Here is a 24,095-nt window from a genome sequence, read left to right on the forward strand (position 1 = left end):
TTTGGCACAGCTATTTCGTTAAAATTTCTTTTTTTTTATAAAATAATTCCGTCAGCCATTTCAATAATTCTGTCGCTCGCTTTTGCAAAATCATTGTCGTGGGTTACCGCAATCACCGTTTGGTTAAACTCAGTTGTTAGATGTTTGAACAAATCAAAAACAATTGCTGCATTTTTACTGTCTAAATTCCCTGTTGGTTCATCGCCCATAATGATTTTTGGATCGTTTATTAATGCTCTGGCAATGGCCACACGCTGTTGTTGTCCTCCCGAAAGTTTGGAAGTTGGTTTTAATGCCTGGTCTTTCAAATCCAATTTTTCTAAAATGGAATACGCTCTCGATTCAATTTCTTCTTCGGAATATTTCCCTAATTTGAGTGCCGGTATCATTACGTTTTTTAAACTCGAAAATTCAGGTAATAAATAATGGAACTGGAAAACAAAACCTATTTTTTCGTTGCGAATGGCAGCTAACTGTTCTTTTGTTTTTTGGGTTAAATTTTCACCGTCTAAAATAATATTGCCTTCATAATCCGTATCCATTGTAGAAAGAAGGTATAACAATGTCGATTTTCCAGAACCTGATTTTCCAACCATGGTTACAAATTCCCCTTTGTGAATGTCAAAAGAGATATCGTTCAAAACCTTAAATTTAGCGGGTTCGTAAAAATATTTACTAACTCCTTTTGCCTGTAATAATAATTCCGATTGTATCATTTTCTAAAAATTGTTATTGGATCTAATTTCGCTGCTTTTCTGGCCGGAATATAACCCGCCAATGTGGTTACAATTAACCCGAACCCTATTCCCAAGCCAAAGAATTTTGGAAAAAACCGAATCGGGAAAAACCCTATATCACCGCCAACCCACATATTGCCCATTACTTTTACTAAAATCATCGCTAACAACAAACCAAATGCAATCCCAATTATTCCAATAGCAATGGCTTCTTTTACAAAAATTTGGATGACATCTTTACCCGAAAAACCAATGGCTTTTAGAATCGCAATATCATTCAGTTTTTCCATAATGGTCATATTCAAAATATTGTAAATACCAAAAGCCGCGACCAGCATTATCGAAAACGAAATGGCCATGGCCATCATTTTTCTGATTTTATTCGCTGCCGCTGCCGATGCGTTTGCAGTTTCCCAATCTTCAACTTCATAACCGCTTAACTGTTCGAATTTTGGAATTAGCTTTTTAGCCGTTTCATAATGATTGATATTCACAAAAATATCGGTTATGAAACTTGCGCCTTGTTTGTTGAGTTGTTGTGCTGCCGAAATGTTGGTATACGAAAGTGTTTTGTCGGTATTTGTAACTCCGGTTTTTAATAGTGCAACCACTTTCATCACTTTATAAACCCCATAAGCAGTGGTAACCGAAATATTATCTGCCAACCGAACATTCAGTTTTTCAGCAATTCCAACCCCTAAAATGATTCCGTTTTGATTGGCTTTTAAGTCGGAATATTTACCTTCAACAATGTATTGTTCCAATTGAAACATCGTATTTTGCTCCTCAATATTTACTCCGGAGGTTCTTCCCGTTACTTGTGCTTCTCCGTTATTGTAAAACACATTTGCCGAAACATTTGGGGTTACGCCGATGACTTCCGGTTGTTTTTTCAGTGCTTCAATGATTAAATTCGGATTGATTAATTTTTTGCTTTCTTTCGTGATTTTGGGATTAGTAAGCAAAGCTAAATCGGTTTTGCTGGTTTTAATCAAGGGTTGACTGATGCGTTCTTCTTTATAAACGCGCAAATGTGGCGTCGATTTAAACAAACTTTCAACAGAATATACTTCAAAACCATACATTAGCGAATTCATGAAAATAAAAATGGCAATCCCAACAGTCACTCCTAATGCGGCTACCATTGTCTGTTTCTTTTTGGAGATTAAATGGGTAAAAGCAATTTCAGAATTGATCTTGTGTTTGTAATTTTTCATCAGTACAATTCTTTTAATACGATTTGATTTTCATTTAAACCCGATGTTATTTCAACATAATCAGAGGAAACAATACCTGTTTTCACTACAATCGGTTTTCTGTCCTCATCCAAAACTTTGTTGCCGTAACCCAAAAAACTTCTTGGGATAACTAAGGCATTTTGCTTTTTATTCACAAAAATATTAGCTTCCAATTGGGTTCCGGAAATGGCAAAATCCACAGGTTCTGTAAAAATGGCTCTTATGATAAAGGATTGCGATTGCTCATCAAAAGTGGGCAGGATTTCTGAAACAACGCCTTTATAAGTTTTATCACTGTTTACGTTAAGTTTTACAACGATTTTTTGGTTCAATTTTATTTTTCCCATATTGCTTTCGTCGATATTCAAATTGGCATAGATTTTTCGGTTATTGGCAATCACAGCAATAATATCTCCTTTGCGTACATAATCGCCCACCTGTTTTTTCTGTTTGTAAATTTTACCGTTTACCAAAGCTTTTATTTCATTAAAATCCTGAAGGACCATACTGTTTTCCAATTGTTGGTTTTGGACAATCACTTGCTGATTGGCCTGTACCAAAAGATTTTGATACTGTTGTTCTAGTGCCGCGACTGAAGCTCGCGAATTGCTCACGGCAATCAACATATTCTCGTATTCAACCTTGGCAATACTGTTGCTTTCAACCAATTTTTTATACCGAGCGGCCAATAATTCATCTTGTTGCACTTTTAATTTTGCTGCATTTAAATAGGCTTTTGACTGTTGCAAAAGTGGCGCATTAAAACTGGTATTTGCTTTTGCAATTTGCAGCAATTTAGAACCACTTTTAGTATTGATCGTACTTTGCGGATTATCAATTACTGCCAAAATTTTTCCAACGGCAACTTCATCTCCTTCATTAAAATTGATTTTGGTGATGTATCCTTCCGTTTGCGCCATCAAGTTGTATTCGTCATCGGCTTTTAAAGTGCCCGATGCAAAGACCATTTCGGTGATATTTTTACGTTCTACTTTGGTTTCTTCCGTTTTTTTGCCACAGGAATATAACAATGCGAGTGATGCTAAAATCAGTATACTTTTTACTATTGTTTTCATTATTGAATGGTGTTGTTGAGATTTATTTTAGTGGTCAAATAAGAAATAGTAGTAGCTATCACTTGTAAGTTGAGTTCGCTATTTAGTTTTTCATTAAAGGAAATCATTAAATTATCTAGCGAAATCAAATCCTGATGGTATATGTCTAAATTTTTAGTGTACGTGTCCATTTTTAGAACAGCAATTTTTTGGTTAATAATATAACTATCAATGGCTTTCTGATACTCTAATTTCAATTGTTGGTTTTGATTGTTTTCTTGAAGCAAATTGTGTTTTGCATTTTCTTCGGCAATCGCAGCAGCGGTTTTCAGATTTCTTTTCTGCAGGTATTTCGAAGCATCCGGCAGTGCATAATTCAATCTAAGTCCGACATAAGATGCTTGAAAAGTATTTGAATTTGGATAAAAAAAGCCGGTATTACTATTGTCTTGATACATCCAGTTTCCCACTAATGAAAGTGTCGGAAAAAAGGAGGAGTTAAAACTTTTCAACTCTTGATTGGAAACCTCTTGAAGCAACTTGCTCTGTTGACTCAATAAAGTATTGGTAACATCCAAAACAGTATTTTCCGATGCATTTTGCTGAGTATCGTTTATTTCTATAGTAGTTGTGATTGGAATATCGCAGGCTGTTTTCAAAATGTTATTCTGCTGGAGTAGGACAGTAGCCAGTTGTGTTTGTTTATCCTCTATTTGTAACACATTTGCGATAGCTTGATTCAAATCTTGTTGCCTGGCCAGGCCTTCTTTTTGTTTGTTGGAAACAATGTCTTCAATTTTTTTAGTATTCGAATAATTGGCATGCAGTACTTCAATTTGTTTTTGAATGGAAACGATGTTGTAATAGGTGGTTGTAATAGTCTCAAAAAGATTTTTCTTAACTATTAAAGTAGTTGCAGCGGTATAATTTTCATTGATTTTAGACGCTTTTATTTTTTGCCAAGCGGGAATATTGATCAAATCAATTTTCGGAGTAACAGCAATGGTGCTAATGTATTGTTGTCCAAATTGTGTTTCCTTAAAAGTACCGGGAACACCGCCAAAGATTTGTGCCGGCAAATAATTAGTAGGCAGCTGTAAATTATCTGTTGCCGAAGCCGTGACATTTCCTCGTGGATTAAACGCATTTATTTTTGAAATTAAAGTTCGGTACTTTGACAATGCTACTTGTTCGTTCGAAATTTTAAGCACTACTGTATTTTTTTCGGCGTAGAGCAAAACGGCATCAATCTTTGTGAAGGAAAGTTTTTCCTGCGCTTGCAGCTCAATACTGAGCAGTAGCACTAATAAAATTCGGAATGTATTTTTCATTTTAAATGGATTAATGTTAACATAGCTTGTATCATTTTATTTCCTTCGATCTCAATGTCAAATTGGAATTTGGCCATGCGCCATTTGTATATTTGGAGTCGGAAAGTTCCCATTACGATGTGCGTCAAATCATCTGCTGAAATGGCTTTTGTGAAAACGCCTGATTGCTGACCTTCAATAAGCAGTGGTTTTAAATGTTTAATTTTTACACTCATTATTTTATAAATCATTTCGTTGATGCGCTGGCTTTCTTCCATTAATCCATCAGAAAAAACTGCGACAACAAAGTGTGGGTTTTGTTTAAAAAACGAATACTGATTCTGAAATAATCGAACAAATTGCTCTTTTTGATTTTCTTTTATCGAACAAGATGCTGTTAATCTTTCGTCCATATTTGTAGCCAGAAAATCAAGCAATGCATAGATTATTTCCTCTTTGCTTTCAAAATGTCTGTAAATAGCACTTTCAGAGAATTGCATGGCTGCGGCCAATTTTTTAATGGTTAAACCACTGACACCAGACGAAGTGAGAATGTTTCCGGTGGCTTTGATTATTTCCAGTTGTTTGTCTGACATTTTCATTTTAAATTGGTTTTTAATACAAGTAAGTGAATGTTCACTCTGTAAATTTCCGAATATTAATTCCGTTAAAAAGTGATAATTGTCACTTAAGCCAAAATAAAAAAATCCCTTTCAGTTTGACTTGAAAGGGATAACAAATTAAAAATCTAGGTATTAGTGATTAGGCAGTTCCTTTTAGGATTTTATTCCAATAAAGCCAAGGCAGAATTTTAGTTTTAAGAATCCACATGGCCCAATTTGGTTTTGTCTGATTTATGGGAAAAGTCATTTTCGGCGTATTAGAATAATCAAATTCAGCCAGCATTAATTTTCCGTATTGTGTTGGAATAGGGCAGGCGCTATAGCCGTCATATTGTGCTGTAACGGTCTTTTTATCCATGATTGCCAAAAGGTTTTCAACCACAATTGGGGCTTGTTTCCGTATTGCTGCACCTGTTTTACTAGAAGGCGCATTGATACAATCACCCAAAGCAAATACATTAGAAAAACGAGTGTGTTGCAGTGTGTTTTTGTCAACTTCTACATATCCCAAAGGATTTTGTACATCTCTTAATGGACTATTTTTTATAAAATCGGGTGCTGATTGCGGTGGAACTGCATGACACAAATCAAAGTTTAAAGTTACTTTTTTAAATTCTTCCACGCCGTCATTTTCTACAATGTCGTAATAGCCTGCATTTTCAGAAGATAGTTTTTGAGTTAAATTATAATCAATCTCTTTAGTTTCAAATTCAATTGTTTTGTTCTTACCATCAATTGCTGTAACATTAGCGCTATAATGAACGTGAATATTATATTTGGCGATCACTTTTAGTAGTGTCTCCGCATATTCTTTGACACCAAATATTACGCTTGCTCCAGAAATATAATGAACATCACATTTATCTAAAATTCCTTTTTTGCGCCAGTAATCGCACGCTAAATACATAATTTTGTGTGGTGCTCCTCCGCATTTTATAGGCGTTGTTGGGTTTGTAAAAACCGCTGTGCCACCCGGAAAATTTTCAATCATTTCCCAAGTGTATGGCGCTTGTTGAAAAGAGTAATTACTACTGATGTTATTTTTTCCCAGTGTTTCCTCTAGTCCTTTTATTTTATTCCAATTCAATTGAATCCCTGGGCAAACTACTAAGTAATCGTAAGTGAATACAGCACCTGAACGGCATTTTACTTTGTTTTCATTTGGCATAAATTCGTACACCGCTTCTTTGATCCAGGTAGTGTTTTTTGGAATAACGTCTTTTTCATTTCGAACGGTCTTATTGATGTCAAAAATTCCAGCACCAACCAGTGTCCATGCGGGTTGATAATAATGTTTTTCAGAGGGGTCAATGATTCCAATGTTTAAATTACTTCTTTTACGAAGTAACTGTGAGGCTACAGAAAGTCCTGCATTTCCTCCACCTATGACAAGTATTTTATAATGATTTGGCATTTTTTGATTTTTAAGATAATAAAACGACCAATAGTATTGAGTATTTCATTCTTATTTAGTGACTTATGTCACAGAGGGTTTTTATTTTAGAAAAAGTTCTTTAGTTATAATATAAATTCCCATCACTAAAACAAACCAACCAAAGGCAGGTTTCAGTTTGTTGCCATCAATTTTTTTGGATAATGCTGTACCAATAAAAATTCCAATAACTGCAAATCCTGAAATGGTAAATAAGAATTGCCAATCGATAACGTTTTCTCCACCTTCTCCAAAAAAACCGATTAAAGATTTGGCAGCAATGATTACTAATGAAGTCCCAACCGCTTCTTTCATACTAAGTTTACTCAAAATAACCAAAGCCGGTATAATTAAAAATCCACCACCAGCTCCCACAAGTCCGGTAATTATTCCAACAAGTGCTCCTTCTATAAGTATCAGTGGATAATTGAATTTTTGTTCATGTGGTTCTTCAGAAACTAGTTTTTTGTCTTTTTTAATCATGCTATAAGAAGCAATGATCATTATTACAGCGAAAAGCAGCATTAAAAAAAGGTCTTTAGTCAAGATAAAGTTTCCAATAGAAAACAGTTCTTTAGGAATTGCAGGAACTATTACTGCTCTTGTTGTAAAAACGGCAATAATGGACGGAATACCAAAAACAATGGCAGTTTTGATGTTTACCAATCCTTTTTTGAAATATCCAACACTACCCACGGCACTTGTTAAACCAACAATGAATAATGAATAGGCTGTTGCGATCACGGGTTCAACTGCAAATAAATAAACCAATACAGGTACCGTGAGAATACTTCCACCACCTCCAATTAGTCCTAATGCAACGCCAATAAGTATTGACGCAAAATAACCGAAATATTCCATAATTTTAAATTTTATGATGCAAATATTGTCAGTTTAAATTTTAGTTACAGTAACATTTATCACACAGAGGATTTTTTTTAAAATTATAATAGGTTTTCCAAACAAGTATAGAAATCCTTTTTATGTCATCTTTTGAGGCGGTAGGAAGCAAGATGTTACAGGCCATTATTTTTTTGATTTTTTAAGATTATATTTTAAAAGTACGCTAAAATAGAAGCTTTTTTTGATTATCTGAGAAATTTGTTTGGTATCAAATTCGATGTCTGAAGTTCAACAGTAGAATACTTAATGAAGTATGAAATAATTTCAGATTGTTTGTAGCAATCTATCTTTTGGTACAAAATCGTGTTGTAAATAGAAAGTAGATTCCTTAAAATTACCGCCATAGCAGTAAAATAGCTTGTTAAGTTTTGAGGAAAGAAGTTGTCTAGTCCTAAAAAAACCTGTAAATTAATTATTTACAGGTTTTTTTTTGGAGTCGCCGGGATAACAATCGAACACCTAACTCCTACATCAATGTTTATAGATAAAGTCGAAAAATAATTTTAGATACATTTGTTTATATGAGTTTTTTATTTTTGTTTTCAATTCTTAAAATCATTTTTTTTTATCAATTGTTTCTTTTGTTTTTTATCTTTTATTGTAAAAATTCAATTTTTTAAGATAAAAATTACTCCTTAAATATGATTTTGGTGTTCGACAGTCGAACACATTTATTTAATGTACTTTTTATAGTTTTTCGATGAACATTTTATTTTGAGTCATTCATGAAGGAATACTATGAAGAAAAGTAATCAGATATTTGCTATTTAGTAATCTTGGGCAAAGCAATGGATTAATTGAGGTACAGGAATTATGTGCTGATCAATGAATTTAATTTAATAATGCTGCGTTGATTAATACTTTTATAAATGTAGGTAAAAGTGCTAAAACTTTTAATAAACCAGATTTTATGAGATTAGAGAAATTTGTTTCTAATTATTAAGATACAAGCCATTTTATAAATGTGGAAAAGTAGTTTACTATTGCTTAACGTTTAATTAATTAAAATTGTGTTTATTCTTCATTAATGTTTTTTTGAAAGAACTGCAATCGTTTTCGCTTTCTTTTACTTGTTAAACTTAATTAAAATTGTTTTTTCTTTCATTACTTTTATTACTTTTGGCTTCCAAATGAGATTAACTGTTTTTTTTCTATACCTGTTTTTCTATCTGCAATGCGGAGGAAATTATGTTCATGCTACCTCGCATGACAATGACACCTACAGCTCATTGATTTCCAAAATTGTACATTCGGATGAAGTAAAATTTGCTAAGACGATTTCGGGCAGTATTATGATTAATGCTGGTGGTTTTGATCTAGAAGAGGAATGCTCCAACAGCGATTCTCTTAAAAAAAGAAATTTAAATAAAAATTTTAAGGAAAAATTTGGCGTTTCAAAAGTTTGGTATCAAACATTTTCTTGCCAGTCTGTCTTAAACTATTGTAATAAAAATTTTAAAATCTTCGCGCCATTTTGTGGCCAGTCATATCCTATTTATATTATTCAGCAGGTATTAAGAATTTGATTAATACTGAAATCAGTTACTAAATTTTTGAGGTTGCTTACTTTTTGAACGCTTTAAGCTTTCATTTATAGTATGCCAGTTCCAATATTTTTGAAAACTGATGACTTTTTATTTCTAAGGAATTCCCAATTCCAAGTATTTAATCGCTTAATTTTCATTTTACATCATGAATAAAATACTCGTGTTCACGGGCTTGATTGCCTTGTTGTGCCTAACAAGTTGTACAACAAAAAAAGAAGAAAAAGAAGAAGAGACGAAATTTATTGTTACCAATCCCATAAAAATCGATACTTCGTTTACCAAACAATATGTTTCGCAAATTCGTTCTGTACGTAACATTGAAGTTCGATCGCAGGAAAAAGGATATTTACAAAACATCTATGTAGATGAAGGTCAATATGTAAAAGCAGGTCAGCTATTATTTAAAATTATGCCGGGAATGTATCAGGCAGAATTGCTAAAGGCACAAGCAGAAGCAAAAGGCGCTGAGATTGAATTACATAATGCCAAAACCCTTGCCGACAAAAATATAGTTTCCAGAAACGAGCAGTCTTTGGCTCAAGCCAAATTAGAGCAGGCAAGAGCTGAAGTGGCTTTGGCAAAACTACATTTATCATTCACTGAAATCAGAGCGCCATTTGCCGGAACTATTGATCGCATTCCATTAAAATTAGGAAGTTTAATAGATGAAGGAGCTTTACTGACCAGTCTTTCTGATAACAGTCAAATGTTTGCCTATTTTAATGTTTCAGAACCGGAGTATTTAGAATATCAGAGCAATGTAAAAGATCGTGCCACTAATAAAGTAAGTCTGCTATTGGCCAATAACCAAGTTTTTCAGTTTAAAGGTAATGTTGAGGTGATTGAAAGTGAGTTTAATAATGAAACAGGAAACATTGCCTTTAGAGCACGATTCCCGAACTCAAACAAATTACTGAAGCACGGTGAAACTGGATTGGTTCAAATGAATGTTCCGCTTAAAAATGCTATCGTAATTCCGCAGAAAGCTACGTATGAAATTCAAGATAAAAAATATGTTTTTTTGGTAAATAAAAACAATGTACTGGAATCAAAGGAAATTATTATTACTGGTGAAATCCCGGATTTATATGTGATTTCGAGTGGTCTTACTGAAAACGACAAGATTTTACTGGAAGGTATTCAGAAAGTTAAGGACGATGAAAAGATAAAGTATGATTTTATAAAATCGAAAGACGTCATCGCCCATTTGCGATTAAAAACGGAATAGGTTTATAATTTTCAATTTGGTTTAACCATAAAAAATAAATATAATGTTTAATAAATTTATTCAAAGACCAGTTTTGTCGATAGTAATATCGCTCATAATTGTCTTTTTGGGAGTCTTGGCACTAACCAATTTGCCGGTGACTCAATTTCCTTCTATTTCGCCACCAAGGGTAAATGTGATAGCAGATTATCCAGGATCTAATGGAGAACTGATGATCAAGTCTGTCATCATTCCACTTGAGAAAGCACTCAATGGAGTTCCCGGAATGAAATACATGACTTCAGATGCTGGTAATGATGGAGAAGCTAGTATTCAAATAATTTTTAATTTGGGTACCGACCCGAATCAGGCAGCGATAAATGTTCAAAACCGTGTAGCCTCTGTAGTCAATAAATTACCGCCATTAGTGGTAAGAGAAGGAGTGAAAATTACGCGTGAAGAATCGAGTATGTTGATGTATGTGAATCTTTACAGTACAGATAAGAACACGGATCAGAAGTTTTTGTACAACTTTGCAGAGATTAATATTCTCTCTGAGTTAAAAAGGGTAAATGGAGTAGGATTTGCTGATGTTTTGGGTAATCGGGAATATGCGATGAGAATTTGGCTGAAGCCAGACAGAATGTTATCCTATAAAATTTCTGCGGAGGAAATTATGGAAGCGTTGGCAGATCAAAGTTTAGAAGCTTCACCAGGTAAAACAGGGGAAAGTTCTGGTAAAAGATCGCAAGCATTTGAATATGTACTGAAATATTCGGGCCGATTTACAAGTAAAGAACAATATGGAAATGTAGTACTTAGGTCGAATCCTGACGGCGAAATTTTACGATTAAAAGATGTCGCCAATATTGAGTTTGGAAGTTCTATGTATGATATTTATTCGAACTTAAACGGAAAACCTTCTGCTGCAATTGTTTTGAAACAATCCTACGGAAGTAATGCCAGTCAGGTTATTAGAGATGTAAAATTAAAATTAGCTGAAATCAAGAAAAATTCTTTTCCAAAAGGAATGGATTATGAAATCAGTTATGATGTATCTAAATTTCTGGATGCTTCCATCGAAAAAGTAATTCATACTTTGGTAGAAGCTTTTATTTTAGTGGGTTTAGTAGTGTTTCTTTTCTTGGGCGATTGGAGATCAACTATTATACCGGCGATTGCCGTGCCTGTTTCCCTTATTGGAACCTTTATGTTCATGCAATTATTCGGGATTACACTAAATCTTATTACTTTATTTGCACTAGTATTAGCCATTGGAGTAGTCGTCGATGATGCTATTGTAGTCATTGAAGCCGTTCATGCTAAGATGGAGGAAGAACATCTCTCACCTTTAAAAGCTACTAAAAAAGCAATGCATGAAATAGCGGGTGCTATTATAGCGATTACTTTCTTGATGGCAGCAGTATTTGTTCCGGTGGCATTCATGTCTGGACCCGTAGGGATTTTTTATCGTCAATTCTCGATTACAATGGCAACTGCTATTATTCTTTCGGGTATTGTGGCACTAACGCTTACACCGGCACTTTGTGCGATGATGTTGAAAAGCAACCATGGCAAACCTAAAAAGAGAACGCCAATAAATCGCTTCTTAGATGGTTTTAATTCTAAGTTTAATAGTACTGCCGCGAAATATCAAAGCGTTTTAAGTCGCATTGTAAGCCGAAGAACCATCACTTTTATTGCGCTTATAGGTTTCTGTGCGGGAACTTGGTTCATCAGCAGTACTGTTCCTTCAGGATTTATTCCTAATGAAGATCAAGGAATGTTTTATGCTATCATCCAAACGCCTCCTGGTTCTTCCTTAGAAAGAACAGATAATATTGCTGAAAAATTGCAGAAAATTGCGGAAACTATAGACGGTGTGCAATCGGTATCAGCTTTGGCAGGATATGAAATTCTTACGGAAGGTACGGGAGCCAATGCCGGAACTTGTTTGATTAATCTTAAAGAATGGAGCGAACGAAAGCATTCTGTACAAGAAATCATGACCGAATTAGAAGAGAAAACCAAAGATATTCCGGGTGCCAATATTGAATTTTTCCAACCCCCAGCGGTGCCAGGATATGGAGCCGCAGGAGGTTTTGAACTTCGTCTGCTGGATAAAGCAGGGTCAGGAGATTACAAGAAAATGGAAAGCGTTAATAATGATTTTGTCAAGGAATTGAATAAACGTCCAGAATTAGCATCCGTGTTTAGTTTTTACAGTGCCAGTTTTCCCCAGTATATGATGAAAGTCGACAATGATTTGGCACAACAGAAAGGGGTTTCCATTGAAAACGCCATGAACACTTTATCAACATTGGTGGGTAGTAATTACGAAATCAGTTTTATCAAATACGGGTTTAATTACAAAGTTATTGTACAGGCCGCTCCTGAATATCGTGCCCTACCTGAAGATATTTTGAAATTATATGTCAAGAACAGTCGGGAAGAAATGGTGCCTTTCTCCGCTTTTATGAAGTTGGAAAAAGTGTATGGACTATCGGAAATCACCCGACATAATATGTATAATTCTTCTGAAATTAGTGGATCAGCTGCGCCAGGATACAGTAGTGGAGCCGCTATTAAAGCTGTACAGGAAGTAGCAGAGTCAAAATTACCCCGAGGTTTTGGTATTGATTGGGCGGGTATTTCTGCTGATGAGGTTTCACAAGGAAATCAAGCCGTTTGGGTTTTCCTAATCTGTTTAGGTTTTGTATATCTTGTTTTAGCAGCACAGTACGAAAGTTTCATTCTCCCGTTATCAGTAATACTCTCTTTACCAGCAGGTATTTTTGGAGCCTTCCTTTTATTGAAATTAACAGGTTTAGAAAACAATATTTACGCACAGGTAGCCATGGTGATGCTGATAGGTTTACTGGGTAAAAATGCAGTTTTGATTGTCGAATTTGCAATTCAAAGGCATGCCGCCGGAAGAACCGTGCTTGAAGCAGCAATGGAAGGCGCAAAAGCCAGATTCCGTCCTATTTTGATGACCTCATTTGCGTTTATTGCAGGCTTAATTCCACTGGTATTTGCTACGGTTCCCGGTAAAATAGGTAACCGAACTATTGGTACAGCGGCGGCAGGAGGAATGCTGATTGGAACTATTTGCGGAGTATTTGTTATCCCTGGTCTTTATTATGTTTTTGGCAGAATTGCTGAAAAATACAAACTGGTAAAAAATGAAAAAGAGAATCCATTAACCGAAGAATTTGATAATAATCATGCAAAAAATAAAGAATTATAAATATATTGTCCCGCTAAGTATTTGTCTGGCGTTGGCAAGTTGTGCTCCAGCGTTAGCGCCTTTGATAGAAACCAAAGCAGTTCCACAATCTTTTTACAAGAGTACGGATACTACCAATATAGCCGGGACGCCTTGGCGAACTTATTTTAAAGATCCTAATTTGATAAACCTGATTGAAATTGCTTTAAAAAACAATCAGGAATTACAAATCACTTTGCAGGAAATTGTGATTGCCAAAAGTGATATCCGTGTCCGTAAAGGAGCTCTCTTACCAAAAGTTGGTATCGGCGCAGGTGCTGGGATTGAAAAAGTGGGCAGATATACCAGCCAGGGTGCCGGAGATGCTTTAACTGAAATAAGACCCGGCCTAGAAATGCCAGAACCATTAGGCGATTTGAAAATAGCCGCTTATGCCAATTGGGAAGTAGACATATGGAAAAAATTACGGAATTCTAAGAAAGCAGCTGTAAGCCGATATTTATCAACCGTTGAAGGAAAGAATTTTGTGATAACCAATCTTATCGCTGAGGTTGCCGATTCGTATTACGAATTGCTGGCCTTGGATAACCAATTGGATATTGTTACACAGAATATTGCCTTGCAAAGCACCGCTTTGGAAATTGTAAAAATTCAGAAAGAAGCGGCTAGATCGACTGAATTGGCTGTTCAAAAATTCCAGGCTGAGGTAATGGCTTCGAAAAGTATGGAGTTTGAGATTCTTCAAAATATAAAAGAAACGGAGAATAAAATCAATTTCTTGTTAGGGCAATACCCGCAGGAAATAAGGAGAGATAAAACAAATTTCACTAGTAGGTTGCCTTCGGTAATTCATACCGGAATTCCCTCTCAATTATTAGCGAATCGCCCTGATATTAAACAAGCCGAAATGGAATTGGAGGGAGCAAAATTAGATGTAAAAGTAGCGCGTGCTGAGTTTTATCCTTCATTAGATATTAAAGCAATGGTTGGGGTTAATGCTTTTAAAGCTATTTACTTGTTTACATTTCCAGAATCGTTATTGTATTCATTAGCGGGAGATTTTGCAGCACCGTTGATTAACCGGAATGCAATTAAAGCGGAGTATAGTGCTGCGAATGCCAGACAAATTCAGGCATTATACAACTATGAGCGTACGATTCTTAAAGCGTATCTCGAGGTTTCCAGTCAGCTTTCTAAAATTAATAATTTGGAAAAAAAGTATCAACTGAAAGCGCAGCAAGTAGATGCTTTGAATCGTTCGATTGCGGTAGCAGGTGATTTATTCAAGTCCGCCAGAGTGGATTATTTTGAAGTTTTGATGACTCAACGCGATGCTTTGGAATCCAAACTCGAACTCATAGAGACCAAAAAAGAGCAACTCAACGCAGTAGTTCATATTTACAAGGATTTAGGTGGCGGTTGGAAATAAATTAATTTGAGTTTCTAAAAAATCGTACGTTACGAATTAAATATAAAAAACATTTTTAGACAGTAGTGAGCACAAGTTTACTACTGTTTTTTTATTTTATAAGAACAGATTTAAATTTGGTTTTGATCCCGCTATCATCTTAAAGGTCTTTTTTTCGGAATCTAAAAAGGAGCCATGAAAATATAATTTAGAATTTATGAGAGGAGTGGTTTTTATTTAGGGTAAGTTGTATTTGTATGATTTTAACCTTATAATTCAATAAAAACTGTTCGACTTTCACTGTGACCATAATCATTTTTTAGTATGTAACTATTTTAATATGAAGTATTTATGTTTGTTTTTGTAAAATTTATTTTTTGCAATCTAACCCCTCGTCAAACTTTGGTTTTACTGAGATTTAAGCATAAAAAAAACCCTGTAAATCAAATGATTACAGGGTTTTTTGTGGAGTCGCCGGGAATCGAACCCGGGTCCAAACAAGCAACTAAAAAGCTTTCTACGCGTTTATTTTCTGATTGATTTTTCGATAGTGTGCTAGGCCAGAAACAGCCACACGCTACTTATCTTCTTAATTTTGAAATCCACCCGAAGCTCATGGAAATCTAGGTTTATTTTTACGGTTCCCCTGAACTGAACGCCACAAACCAAGGCTTTCAAGGAGAATCCAGCTTTCCTATCTGATAGGAACGTGGCTTAATCGTACTATAATTCGGATTATGCAGCTAAAGCGTAGTTATTTTCGCCGTGTAAAATTGTAAGATCTTATATTTACGAGCAAGGTCTCAATGCTCGACGTGCTTACTTATCAATTCGACTTGCTGTCAAAACCAGTCGACCCCTTTTTTTATTTCAAAATCCAAATCTGAATTTTGAGTTTGCAAATGTACACTTTTTATCTGAACTACTATTGCAGAACTGGAAACACTATTTTAAAAATCATTCCTTTTTTATTGGTCTTTTAATTTGAACGGATAGTCGCCAAATAAAACTGCCAGTTTCCGAACGTCATACGTTTTTCGGGTAAATTTATTAGAAAGTGCAATAATGGTAACACCTTCCTTTCTCAAAGTAATGTACGACGACGTATTCCCGTGCCACCAACCATTGTGAAAATAAAAATTTTGTCCCGTTTCCCAATTAACCATTCGAATTCCAAGTCCGTAATTTTTTGTTCCTTTACGTTCATTGCTGTAACCTTTGTATACTTGACTTTGCAGGTCGGCCGTTAAAAAAGTGGAATTGTTTCTGGCTCTGTCAAATTTCAATAAATCACGCGGTGTAGAGTAGATATTTTTGTCTCCATAAACGGCATCTAAGTAATCTTTTCCTATCTCCACTTTATTTCCTTTATAAGAAGTTACTGCCGTATCTTTATCTTTTTCGTATTCAAAAACATAGGTGTTTTTCATGCCAAGTGGCTCGAAAATAATTTGTTTCATGGCATCTTTGTACTGAAGCTTTGTGATTTTTTCAATGATTAATGCTAACATGGCATAATTAGTATTGCAGTAACTGAAACGGGTATCGGTTTTGAATTCTAAACCAATTTCTTTGGTAGCCATGATCGTCAGGATGTCTTGATTGGACAGTATGTTGTGTCTATCCCAAATCGTTTTGTCACGATCTGTAAAATAGGCGTAATTACGCATGCCGCTCCTGTGATTCAATAATGTCCGTATGGTCACATCCGGGTATGGAAACTCTTTCAAGATTGTGTTTACCTTTTGATCCAATTCGATTCGTTTTGCATTTACTAATTTTAAAATAGCTGTCGCCGTAATAACCTTACTAACTGATGCAATGTGTAAAGGAGTGGATTTAATAATTAATTTTTTATCTCTGAAATTCGCGTAGCCTTCATATTTTTCGTAGATAATTTGGCCGTTTTTAGCGACCAGAAAGCTTCCGTTTGCGCTGTTATTGGGCCAGTTTTTTTTGTAAAAAGAATCTATTTCTTGTTTTTTTGAATTGATGTATTCAGCAGTTAGTTTCGGCTCTGGCTTAGTTAACGGCTTCATTTTAGGCAATGTACTCTTTGGTAGTTGGGCGTCACTTATCTCAACTTTCTTTTTCTCCTTGTTACAGGAACTCAAAACCAAAAAGAGGAGAAATATATGTAGTATCTTTGTTTTTTTTATAAAAATCATTTCTGTAGTGCTAGAAAGGCAAATATATAGAATCAATGTCTTTTCAGACGTTGTTTTTTTCAAACCTTAACACTATTTTATCAATAGGTAGGAAGCATGCTTTTTGTATTATTTTGTACGTCAGAGAATAGTAATTTTTTGCCTGCGGTTTTTAATTAAAAAATAAATTCAATTTAGTTTATAATGTTATATTTGTAACAAATTGACAATCTAAAGTTATAATAAAACAAATCAAAACCCTATCATACTTATGAAATTTGGAATTTTAAAAGAAAGAAAAAATCCGCCGGACAGAAGAGTTGTTTTTTCGCCTGAAGAGTTGACAAGATTGAAACAATATCATCAAAATATTACGGTACAAGTCGAGCGTTCTGATATTAGGGTTTTCACCGATGATCAATATGAAAGTCTCGGAATTGAAATGACAGATGATGTAAGTGATTGCGATATTTTGTTTGGGGTAAAAGAAGTACCGGTAGAACATTTGATTCCAAACAAAACCTATTTCTTTTTTTCGCATACTATTAAAAAACAACCGTACAACAGAAAATTGTTACAGACTATTTTAGAAAAAAATATTGATTTGTACGATTACGAAACAATTGTAGATGCTAACAATCGCAGGTTAATTGGTTTTGGGCGTTATGCAGGAATAGTTGGTGCATACAATAGTATTCGCGCCTTCGGAATCAAATTCGAATTGTTTAAATTGCCAAAAGCAGAAATACTTTCAGGAAAAGAAGCGTTGATTACCCATTTGAAACGATTGGTTTTACCTCCTTTAAAATTTGTCATTACAGGAACTGGAAAAGTGGGGAATGGTGCGAAAGAAGTTCTGGATGCCATAAAAATAAAAGAAGTTTCGGTTGAGAATTATTTAACAAAAAACTACACCCAGCCCGTTTATACTCAGATTGATGTCTTGGAATACAACAAACGCAAGGACGGACAGGTTTTAGATTTTACTGATTTTTATCACAATCCTAAAGAATATGTTTCTGATTTTGAAAGATTTACAAAAGTATCTGATATTTATATCACGGGGCACTTTCATGCCAATGAAGCGCCGGTGATTCTTACCCGGGAAATGCTGCAATCAAATGATTGCAAGATCAAAGTAGTTGCTGATGTTTCCTGCGATGTCAATGGTCCAATAGCCTGCACACTCAGATCATCAACAATTGCGGAGCCTTTATACGGATATTTTCCAAGTGAAAACAAAGAAGTTGATGTCTTTCATCCTGCAGCAGTGGTGGTCATGGCAGTTGATAATTTACCCTGTGAATTACCCAAAGACGCGAGTGAAGGCTTTGGAGAAATGTTCTTGGAGCACGTTATTCCAGCGTTTTTTAACGGAGATAAAGACGGTATTTTACAACGAGCAAAAATTACCACAAAAGGAAAACTGACGCCACGATTTAGCTATTTGCAAGATTATGTTGATGGAAAATAATTCTATTATCTTATAATACTAATTAAACCTGCCATATACTGTTGCAGGTTTTTTTATGGACTTTAAAGTAATAAAAAACTCCTTTTTTTAGAAACATTATAAATCAATTAACAGCACAGAATTTTTGGCTCGACAGGAAATGATTAATTTTGTCAAAAGTAGAAATTTATAATGAAAAAAAATATTCCGATTTCCCTATTAGAATTAGCGATAATTACCGAAAATAGTAATGCAAGCGAAACATTACAAAAAACAAAAACACTGGCACAACTGGCTGACAGTTTAGGATACAAACGATTTTGGTTGGCGGAACATCATAATATGGCGCATGTAGCCAGCACTGCAACGGTTGTACTGATTGGGTATATTGCCAGTCAGACCCAAAATATTCGCGTAGGTTCAGGTGGTATCATGTTACCAAATCATGCTCCGTTAATTATAGCGGAACAATTTGGCACTCTTGAAATTTTACATCCAAACCGTATTGATTTAGGATTAGGAAGAGCGCCGGGAACGGATGGATTAACCGCACAGGCGATTCGAAAAGATTTTTACGAGCAATCACAACGATTTCCTCAAAATGTGGCTGCGCTACAGAAATTTTTCTCAGAAGATAATGCTACTGCAGCAGTGCGTGCTTTTCCTGCCGAAGGGACGAAAGTTCCTATTTGGATTTTAGGTTCCAGTATGGATAGTGCTGCTTTGGCTGCTGCCAATGGATTGCCATACGCTTTTGCTGGACATTTTGCACCGAAACAAATGTATCAGGCATTTCAGTTTTACCGTGATAATTTTGTGCCTTCAAAATATTTAAACCAACCCAAAACGATGGCTTGCGTAAATGCAATAGCCGCAGATACCGATGAAGAAGCCGAAAAATTGTCGACCAGTTTAACTCAAATGTTTCTGAATTTGATTCGCAATGATAGAAGACCATTGCAACCGCCTGTTGATTCCTTAGACGGAATTATGAGCGAAGAAGAGCATTTTCATGTCAACCAAATGACTTCTTGTTCGTTTGTAGGAAGCAAAGAAAAATTAGTTACCGAATTGAAACAGTTTATCGATTACACTAAAATAGATGAACTGATGATTACCAGTCCAATTTTTGATCATGATGATAAATTGAAAAGCATTCGCATCATGAAGGAAGTAATGGATGCAATTAATTCCTTATAGAATAGACGAAACGTTAATTTTTTTTGTACCCATATAAGTAATACAAGTTTTTGTGAACAAAGCTAAATTATTAAATCTGCTACTGAAAGAAATTTAAACCAAGAAACCCTGCAACGTTAAATTGCAGGGTTTCTTGATTTATAACTCATCATTAATAATTCATTATTTAAGGGTTCCTACCATATCTTCCGGTTTTACCCAAGCTTCAAAATCTTCTGGAGTTACGTACCCTAGACGAACAGCTTCTTCTTTTAATGTTGTTCCGTTTTTATGTGCAGTTTGAGCAATTTCAGCTGATTTGTAATACCCAATTTTAGTATTCAAAGCGGTAACTAACATCAATGAATTGTCAACTAATTCTTTGATACGCTTGTAGTTTGGTGCAATTCCTTGTGCGCAATGCTCGTCAAAAGACATACATGCATCACCCAGTAATCTCGCTGATTGTAAAAAGTTTGCAGCCATTAGCGGTTTGAAAACATTCAATTCGTAATGTCCTTGCATTCCTCCAACAGAGATTGCAACATCATTCCCCATAACTTGTGCGCAAACCATCGTTAATGCTTCACATTGTGTTGGGTTTACTTTTCCTGGCATGATGGAAGATCCCGGCTCATTTTCTGGAATAAGGATTTCTCCAATTCCTGAACGTGGTCCAGAAGCTAGCATACGTACATCATTGGCAATTTTATTCAATGAAACCGCCAATTGTTTTAACGCACCGTGCGTTTCTACGATGGCATCGTGTGCTGCTAATGCTTCAAATTTGTTTTCGGCAGTTACAAATGGGTGTCCTGTAAATTCAGCGATATATTCCGCTACTTTTACATCATATCCTTCTGGAGTGTTTAATCCGGTTCCAACAGCAGTTCCCCCTAAAGCCACTTCTGATAAGTGAGCCAACGTATTTTTAACCGCTTTTAAACCGTAGTTTAATTGCGCTACATATCCGGAAATTTCCTGTCCTAATGTTAGCGGTGTAGCATCCATTAAATGCGTACGACCTATTTTAACCACATTGTTGAATTCAACTGCTTTTGCATGTAGTGTGTCTCTTAGTTTTTCAACACCGGGAATAGTAACTTCAACAACTGCTTTATAAGCTGCAATGTGCATTCCTGTCGGGAACGTATCATTTGAAGATTGTGATTTATTTACATCGTCATTCGCTTTGATGAATTGTTCGCCTTCGCCAATGTTGAATCCTTTTAATACTTGCGCACGATTTGCAACTACTTCATTTACGTTCATGTTACTTTGCGTACCGGAGCCGGTTTGCCAAATTACCAATGGAAATTCAGCATCTAATTTTCCGGCAAGAATTTCATCACAAACAGCAGCAATGGCATCACGCTTTTCTTCTGGTAAAACTCCTAAATCACAATTGGCATAAGCGGCTGCTTTTTTAAGATAAGCAAAACCTTCAATGATTTCTTTTGGCATCGAAGCCGATGGACCTATTTTGAAGTTGTTTCTTGAACGTTCTGTTTGTGCGCCCCAATATTTGTCAGCTGGAACCTGCACTTCACCCATGGTGTCTTTTTCTATTCTGAATTTCATTTTGTTGTTATTTAGGAATATTTATGTCGTATACTACTTTTTAGCCCCGATGGAAATGGAAATCCTTTTCTTTTTTTCTTTAAAAAAGAAAAGATTGGAGTGAACAGCGGGAAACAGCTCCAAATTCTGAGTTCAAAAATACGGATAATTCCTTTTTTATAAAAATTGATTGATAGTTTTTATGGTTTTTTATTGGTGCGAAAAGGAAATAAACTTACATTTGTGGCTACATTCAAAATTCCGGAAAACATGTTTGAATTTTCACAGTACTTAGGCTTTTTACTTTTCTTAACCATTCTTACTATAGGATTTTGGTTGATGTTTTTTCTAGTTGGTTTCGTATCCTACTGGGTAGGTGGAGCTAGTTGGGAAGCATACAAGGAGAAAAGAGCAAAAAAGAAGCAAGAACAATCAGTTTAATCTTTTTGTTAAATAAAAAAAGGACTCATTTATGGGCCCTTTTTTTTATGCTTATACTTTTCAATCTTATTAGCTCTAATGATTTATAAAAAAAAGGACCCATTTTCATAAGTCCTTAATTTTGTTATCCTTGATAATCACCTTCGTTATCTCCTTGATTTCGCTTAGGTTGTTCTCTTTCGTTTTTAGGTTTATTGAAACGGTATGTGAATGATAAATTAAATTGTCTTTCTCGCCACTGCATTTCGCTGTACGAATTTACAATTCCTGGAAGATTACTTTCCATCATTCTTTTTCGGGAGTTGAATACATCACTCACGTTGAATGAAAGTGTTCCTTTATCCTTCAAGATGTCTTTGCTGAACGCTATATTTGCTGCAAAAATACCTAAGCTTCTTCCTTGGGCATTATTTTGCGGACCGTTATAACTTGCATTAGTCTGCCAATCAATTTTGTATGGCAACGTGATTTTTGAAGTCAGTCTTGTAGACCATGAAGTTGCTACGTTATCAAAATTTTGTACAATTTCATTATTTTTAAAGTCAGTGTAAGTAAAATCACCTTGCGTTTCGTTTCTGAAGAAATTGAAATTACTGTTTAATTTCCACCATTTATATGGAGAATAATTTAATGTGAATTCAAATCCAGTTCTGTATTCCGTCGCCAAATTGATCGGAGAACTAATAAGTATGGGAGTTCCATTTACGAAATCACCTGATTCTCTTCTTGCGAATTGAAAAACATCTGTAGTTTTATTTAAATAAAGCGAAGTATTAAAGGTTAATTTCTCCCATCTTTTGATGTAACCGAAATCAATAGCGTCTGAAAAAGCTGGATCTAAATCTGGATTTCCAACAAAAATATTGATGTTACTTGACAAATTGCTGAATGGATTCAACATTCTTCCTCTTGGTCTTTGAATTCTTCGGCTATAGCTTACAGAAGCGCTGCTTTTATCGGAGATTTCATAAGTGAAGAAAGCACTTGGAAAAAAGTTATTGTATTTTTTAGTATTAAAATCATTAGTTGCTAATTGATTGATTTCAATATTGGAATCTTCAAAACGCAATCCGAAAAGGGCAGAAAATTTATTAATTTTCACACCATACTGTGTGTAAATTGCATTAACTTTCTCTTTGTATTCTAATGTATTGGTGAAGTTGTTATTGGTTATTCCATCATTTTTAACGCTGTAATCCGTGAGTAATTCAGAGAAATCACCACGGTATCCTGCTTCAAACTGGCTTCCTTTACCTAGCGGTAGCACGTAATCCATTTGAAGTAAATTTCTGCTTTGGCTTTGATTGTTGATTGTCGTATCAAATTTTACCACACTTGTATTTGTGGCCGTATCCGTAATTAATGCATTATTGATGTCATCATTTGTAGAGAACGAACCATCAAATGTTAATTTATGACCATCTTTTTTAAATTTTTTAGTAAAGTTTGTAGTAAATTCTAAATTCTCACTGTCACTATTTTCTAAATTGATACGGTTGCGAGTGTAGTCATAATTAAATCCTGCGTCATAATTATTCTGAAAAACGTTGTCGACATTATTTCCATCACTTTTTCTGTAGTTGAAGGTGTTGGTCCAAGAAAGGCTTTCGCTTAAATACAATTCCATCCCAAAGTTTCCATTGTATCCTTTATTGTCTCTTTCGTTCTCTCTGGTTTCATTTACATAATTTCGAGTTGAATTGTCCGCATTTAAATATCTTGAATTGGTAAATGCATTTCCAGGATTGCTGCGATCATTGTATCCTTGCGTAGTAAAAAGATTAAAGTATTTTGATTTGTAGTTTAATGTACCACTCAAACCATAATTTTTAGGATATCCGGTAGTGGCAATAAACGTTCCGTTTAAACCTTGATTTTTTCCTTTTTTCAGGATGATGTTCAATAAACCCCCACCACCTTCAGCATCATATCGTGCTGATGGGTTGGTAATCACTTCTACTTTTTCAATCGCATCAGCGGGAATCAATCGAAGTGCTTCCGCAATATTAATTGCATTCGAAGGTTTACCGTCAATAAGAACGCGCACATTTTCATTCCCACGAAGGCTAATATTTCCTTCTACATCTACAGAAACAGAAGGAATGTTGTCAAGAACATCACTTACAGTTCCGCCTTTTACCATAAGGTCATTTCCTACGTTGTACACTTTTTTATCTAATTTGATTTCAACCGTTGTTTTTTCAGAACGAATGATAACTTCATTCAATTGATTGGGATTTTCTTCTAAACTAATCAAACCTAAACTACTGTTAGACTGCAGGGTTTTCTGTTTTATTTCAAATAATTTAAAAGATATGAATTCAATTTTTATATCATAAACTCCCGGTTTTACCTCAATATCAAATTCTCCATTTGGATTTGTAATTCCACCAGCAACAGGTTTTTGATTATTAGGTTCTAAAAAAGTAATTGTAGCATATTCCAGGGGTTGTTTACTTATTTTTTCTACTACTTTTCCTGAAATTTTAATTTTTGGAACAACAGCTGCCTGTTGGGCATAACTCAATAGAGTCATGAAAAAGAGAACAAGAAGTAATGCGGATTTTATTTTTTTCATTTTTAAAAAAACTTTAGTTACCAAAGTTAGATTGCAAAAGTAGCGTTT

At 35.0% G+C, this 24,095-nt stretch carries 16 protein-coding genes and 1 other RNA gene; 6 read left to right on the top strand and 11 right to left on the bottom strand.

The genetic code is table 11. The annotated features are described in order from the left end of the window. Positions 1 to 35: 35 nt before the first annotated feature. The 7 genes from ACP7AV_RS07615 to ACP7AV_RS07645 all read right to left on the bottom strand — a co-directional run bounded on the left by ACP7AV_RS07615 (position 36) and on the right by ACP7AV_RS07645 (position 7,256). Positions 36 to 716 carry an ABC transporter ATP-binding protein gene (locus ACP7AV_RS07615; RefSeq protein ID WP_426091429.1) on the bottom strand — a complete coding sequence of 227 codons (681 nt, stop codon included), beginning with the start codon at positions 714 to 716 and terminating at the stop codon, positions 36 to 38. Further along, positions 713 to 1,954: an ABC transporter permease gene (locus tag ACP7AV_RS07620; protein ID WP_426091430.1), complete on the bottom strand. Its 1,242-nt coding sequence runs from the start codon at positions 1,952 to 1,954 to the stop codon at positions 713 to 715. Before ACP7AV_RS07620 ends, ACP7AV_RS07615 begins: the two co-directional genes overlap by 4 nt. After that, on the bottom strand, positions 1,954 to 3,051 hold the full coding sequence (locus ACP7AV_RS07625; RefSeq protein WP_426091431.1) for an efflux RND transporter periplasmic adaptor subunit: 1,098 nt from the start codon (positions 3,049 to 3,051) through the stop codon (positions 1,954 to 1,956). The genes ACP7AV_RS07620 and ACP7AV_RS07625 overlap by 1 nt, the downstream gene beginning before the upstream one ends. Continuing rightward, the gene (locus ACP7AV_RS07630; RefSeq protein WP_426091432.1) at positions 3,051 to 4,361 is read right to left on the bottom strand and encodes a TolC family protein; all 1,311 of its coding nucleotides are present in this window, start codon (positions 4,359 to 4,361) and stop codon (positions 3,051 to 3,053) included. Before ACP7AV_RS07630 ends, ACP7AV_RS07625 begins: the two co-directional genes overlap by 1 nt. After that, positions 4,358 to 4,942, bottom strand: a complete 585-nt coding sequence (locus ACP7AV_RS07635; RefSeq protein WP_426091433.1) for a TetR/AcrR family transcriptional regulator — start codon at positions 4,940 to 4,942, stop codon at positions 4,358 to 4,360. The genes ACP7AV_RS07630 and ACP7AV_RS07635 overlap by 4 nt, the downstream gene beginning before the upstream one ends. A gap of 160 nt (positions 4,943 to 5,102) precedes the next feature. Continuing rightward, on the bottom strand, positions 5,103 to 6,377 hold the full coding sequence (locus ACP7AV_RS07640) for an FAD/NAD(P)-binding oxidoreductase (protein WP_426091434.1): 1,275 nt from the start codon (positions 6,375 to 6,377) through the stop codon (positions 5,103 to 5,105). 81 nt (positions 6,378 to 6,458) lie between these two features. After that, the gene (locus ACP7AV_RS07645; RefSeq protein WP_426091435.1) at positions 6,459 to 7,256 is read right to left on the bottom strand and encodes a sulfite exporter TauE/SafE family protein; all 798 of its coding nucleotides are present in this window, start codon (positions 7,254 to 7,256) and stop codon (positions 6,459 to 6,461) included. A 1,734-nt stretch (positions 7,257 to 8,990) separates the two neighbouring features. Between ACP7AV_RS07645 and ACP7AV_RS07650 the strand changes: the two genes are divergently transcribed. The 3 genes from ACP7AV_RS07650 to ACP7AV_RS07660 are packed head-to-tail and all read left to right on the top strand — an operon-like array spanning position 8,991 to position 14,710. Then, positions 8,991 to 10,073 carry an efflux RND transporter periplasmic adaptor subunit gene (locus tag ACP7AV_RS07650; RefSeq protein WP_426091436.1) on the top strand — a complete coding sequence of 361 codons (1,083 nt, stop codon included), beginning with the start codon at positions 8,991 to 8,993 and terminating at the stop codon, positions 10,071 to 10,073. Between the two features lie 43 nt (positions 10,074 to 10,116). Further along, positions 10,117 to 13,302, top strand: a complete 3,186-nt coding sequence (locus ACP7AV_RS07655) for an efflux RND transporter permease subunit (RefSeq protein ID WP_426091437.1) — start codon at positions 10,117 to 10,119, stop codon at positions 13,300 to 13,302. Beyond that, on the top strand, positions 13,280 to 14,710 hold the full coding sequence (locus tag ACP7AV_RS07660; RefSeq protein ID WP_426091438.1) for a TolC family protein: 1,431 nt from the start codon (positions 13,280 to 13,282) through the stop codon (positions 14,708 to 14,710). Before ACP7AV_RS07655 ends, ACP7AV_RS07660 begins: the two co-directional genes overlap by 23 nt. A 442-nt stretch (positions 14,711 to 15,152) precedes the next feature. On the opposite strand, the gene ssrA is transcribed toward ACP7AV_RS07660, so the two are convergent. Together ssrA and ACP7AV_RS07670 are read right to left on the bottom strand one after the other, a co-directional pair. Further along, positions 15,153 to 15,549: a transfer-messenger RNA gene (gene ssrA / locus ACP7AV_RS07665) on the bottom strand. A gap of 108 nt (positions 15,550 to 15,657) precedes the next feature. Next, positions 15,658 to 16,857, bottom strand: coding sequence for a serine hydrolase domain-containing protein (locus ACP7AV_RS07670; RefSeq protein WP_426091439.1), 1,200 nt, complete (start codon positions 16,855 to 16,857; stop codon positions 15,658 to 15,660). 250 nt (positions 16,858 to 17,107) lie between these two features. On the opposite strand from ACP7AV_RS07670, the gene ACP7AV_RS07675 reads away from it, so the two are divergent. Both ACP7AV_RS07675 and ACP7AV_RS07680 read left to right on the top strand, forming a co-directional pair. Next, on the top strand, positions 17,108 to 18,310 hold the full coding sequence (locus tag ACP7AV_RS07675; RefSeq protein ID WP_426091440.1) for an NAD(P)-dependent oxidoreductase: 1,203 nt from the start codon (positions 17,108 to 17,110) through the stop codon (positions 18,308 to 18,310). 171 nt (positions 18,311 to 18,481) lie between these two features. Further along, positions 18,482 to 19,489, top strand: coding sequence for an LLM class flavin-dependent oxidoreductase (locus tag ACP7AV_RS07680; RefSeq protein ID WP_426091441.1), 1,008 nt, complete (start codon positions 18,482 to 18,484; stop codon positions 19,487 to 19,489). Between the two features lie 162 nt (positions 19,490 to 19,651). On the opposite strand, the gene fumC is transcribed toward ACP7AV_RS07680, so the two are convergent. Next, positions 19,652 to 21,049 (bottom strand): class II fumarate hydratase, encoded by a 1,398-nt coding sequence (gene fumC, locus ACP7AV_RS07685; RefSeq protein ID WP_426091442.1) that lies wholly within the window; start codon positions 21,047 to 21,049, stop codon positions 19,652 to 19,654. Between the two features lie 165 nt (positions 21,050 to 21,214). Here fumC and ACP7AV_RS07690 point away from each other — a divergent pair, with 165 nt between their 5' ends. Continuing rightward, positions 21,215 to 21,469 (top strand): hypothetical protein, encoded by a 255-nt coding sequence (locus ACP7AV_RS07690; RefSeq protein WP_426091505.1) that lies wholly within the window; start codon positions 21,215 to 21,217, stop codon positions 21,467 to 21,469. 124 nt (positions 21,470 to 21,593) lie between these two features. On the opposite strand, the gene ACP7AV_RS07695 is transcribed toward ACP7AV_RS07690, so the two are convergent. Then, the gene (locus ACP7AV_RS07695) at positions 21,594 to 24,047 is read right to left on the bottom strand and encodes a TonB-dependent receptor domain-containing protein (RefSeq protein ID WP_426091443.1); all 2,454 of its coding nucleotides are present in this window, start codon (positions 24,045 to 24,047) and stop codon (positions 21,594 to 21,596) included. Positions 24,048 to 24,095: the final 48 nt, after the last annotated feature.

Origin of the sequence: Flavobacterium sp. DSR3-2 (assembly GCF_049896525.1) — a bacterium.
In the GTDB taxonomy this organism is placed as follows: Bacteria; Bacteroidota; Bacteroidia; order Flavobacteriales; family Flavobacteriaceae; genus Flavobacterium.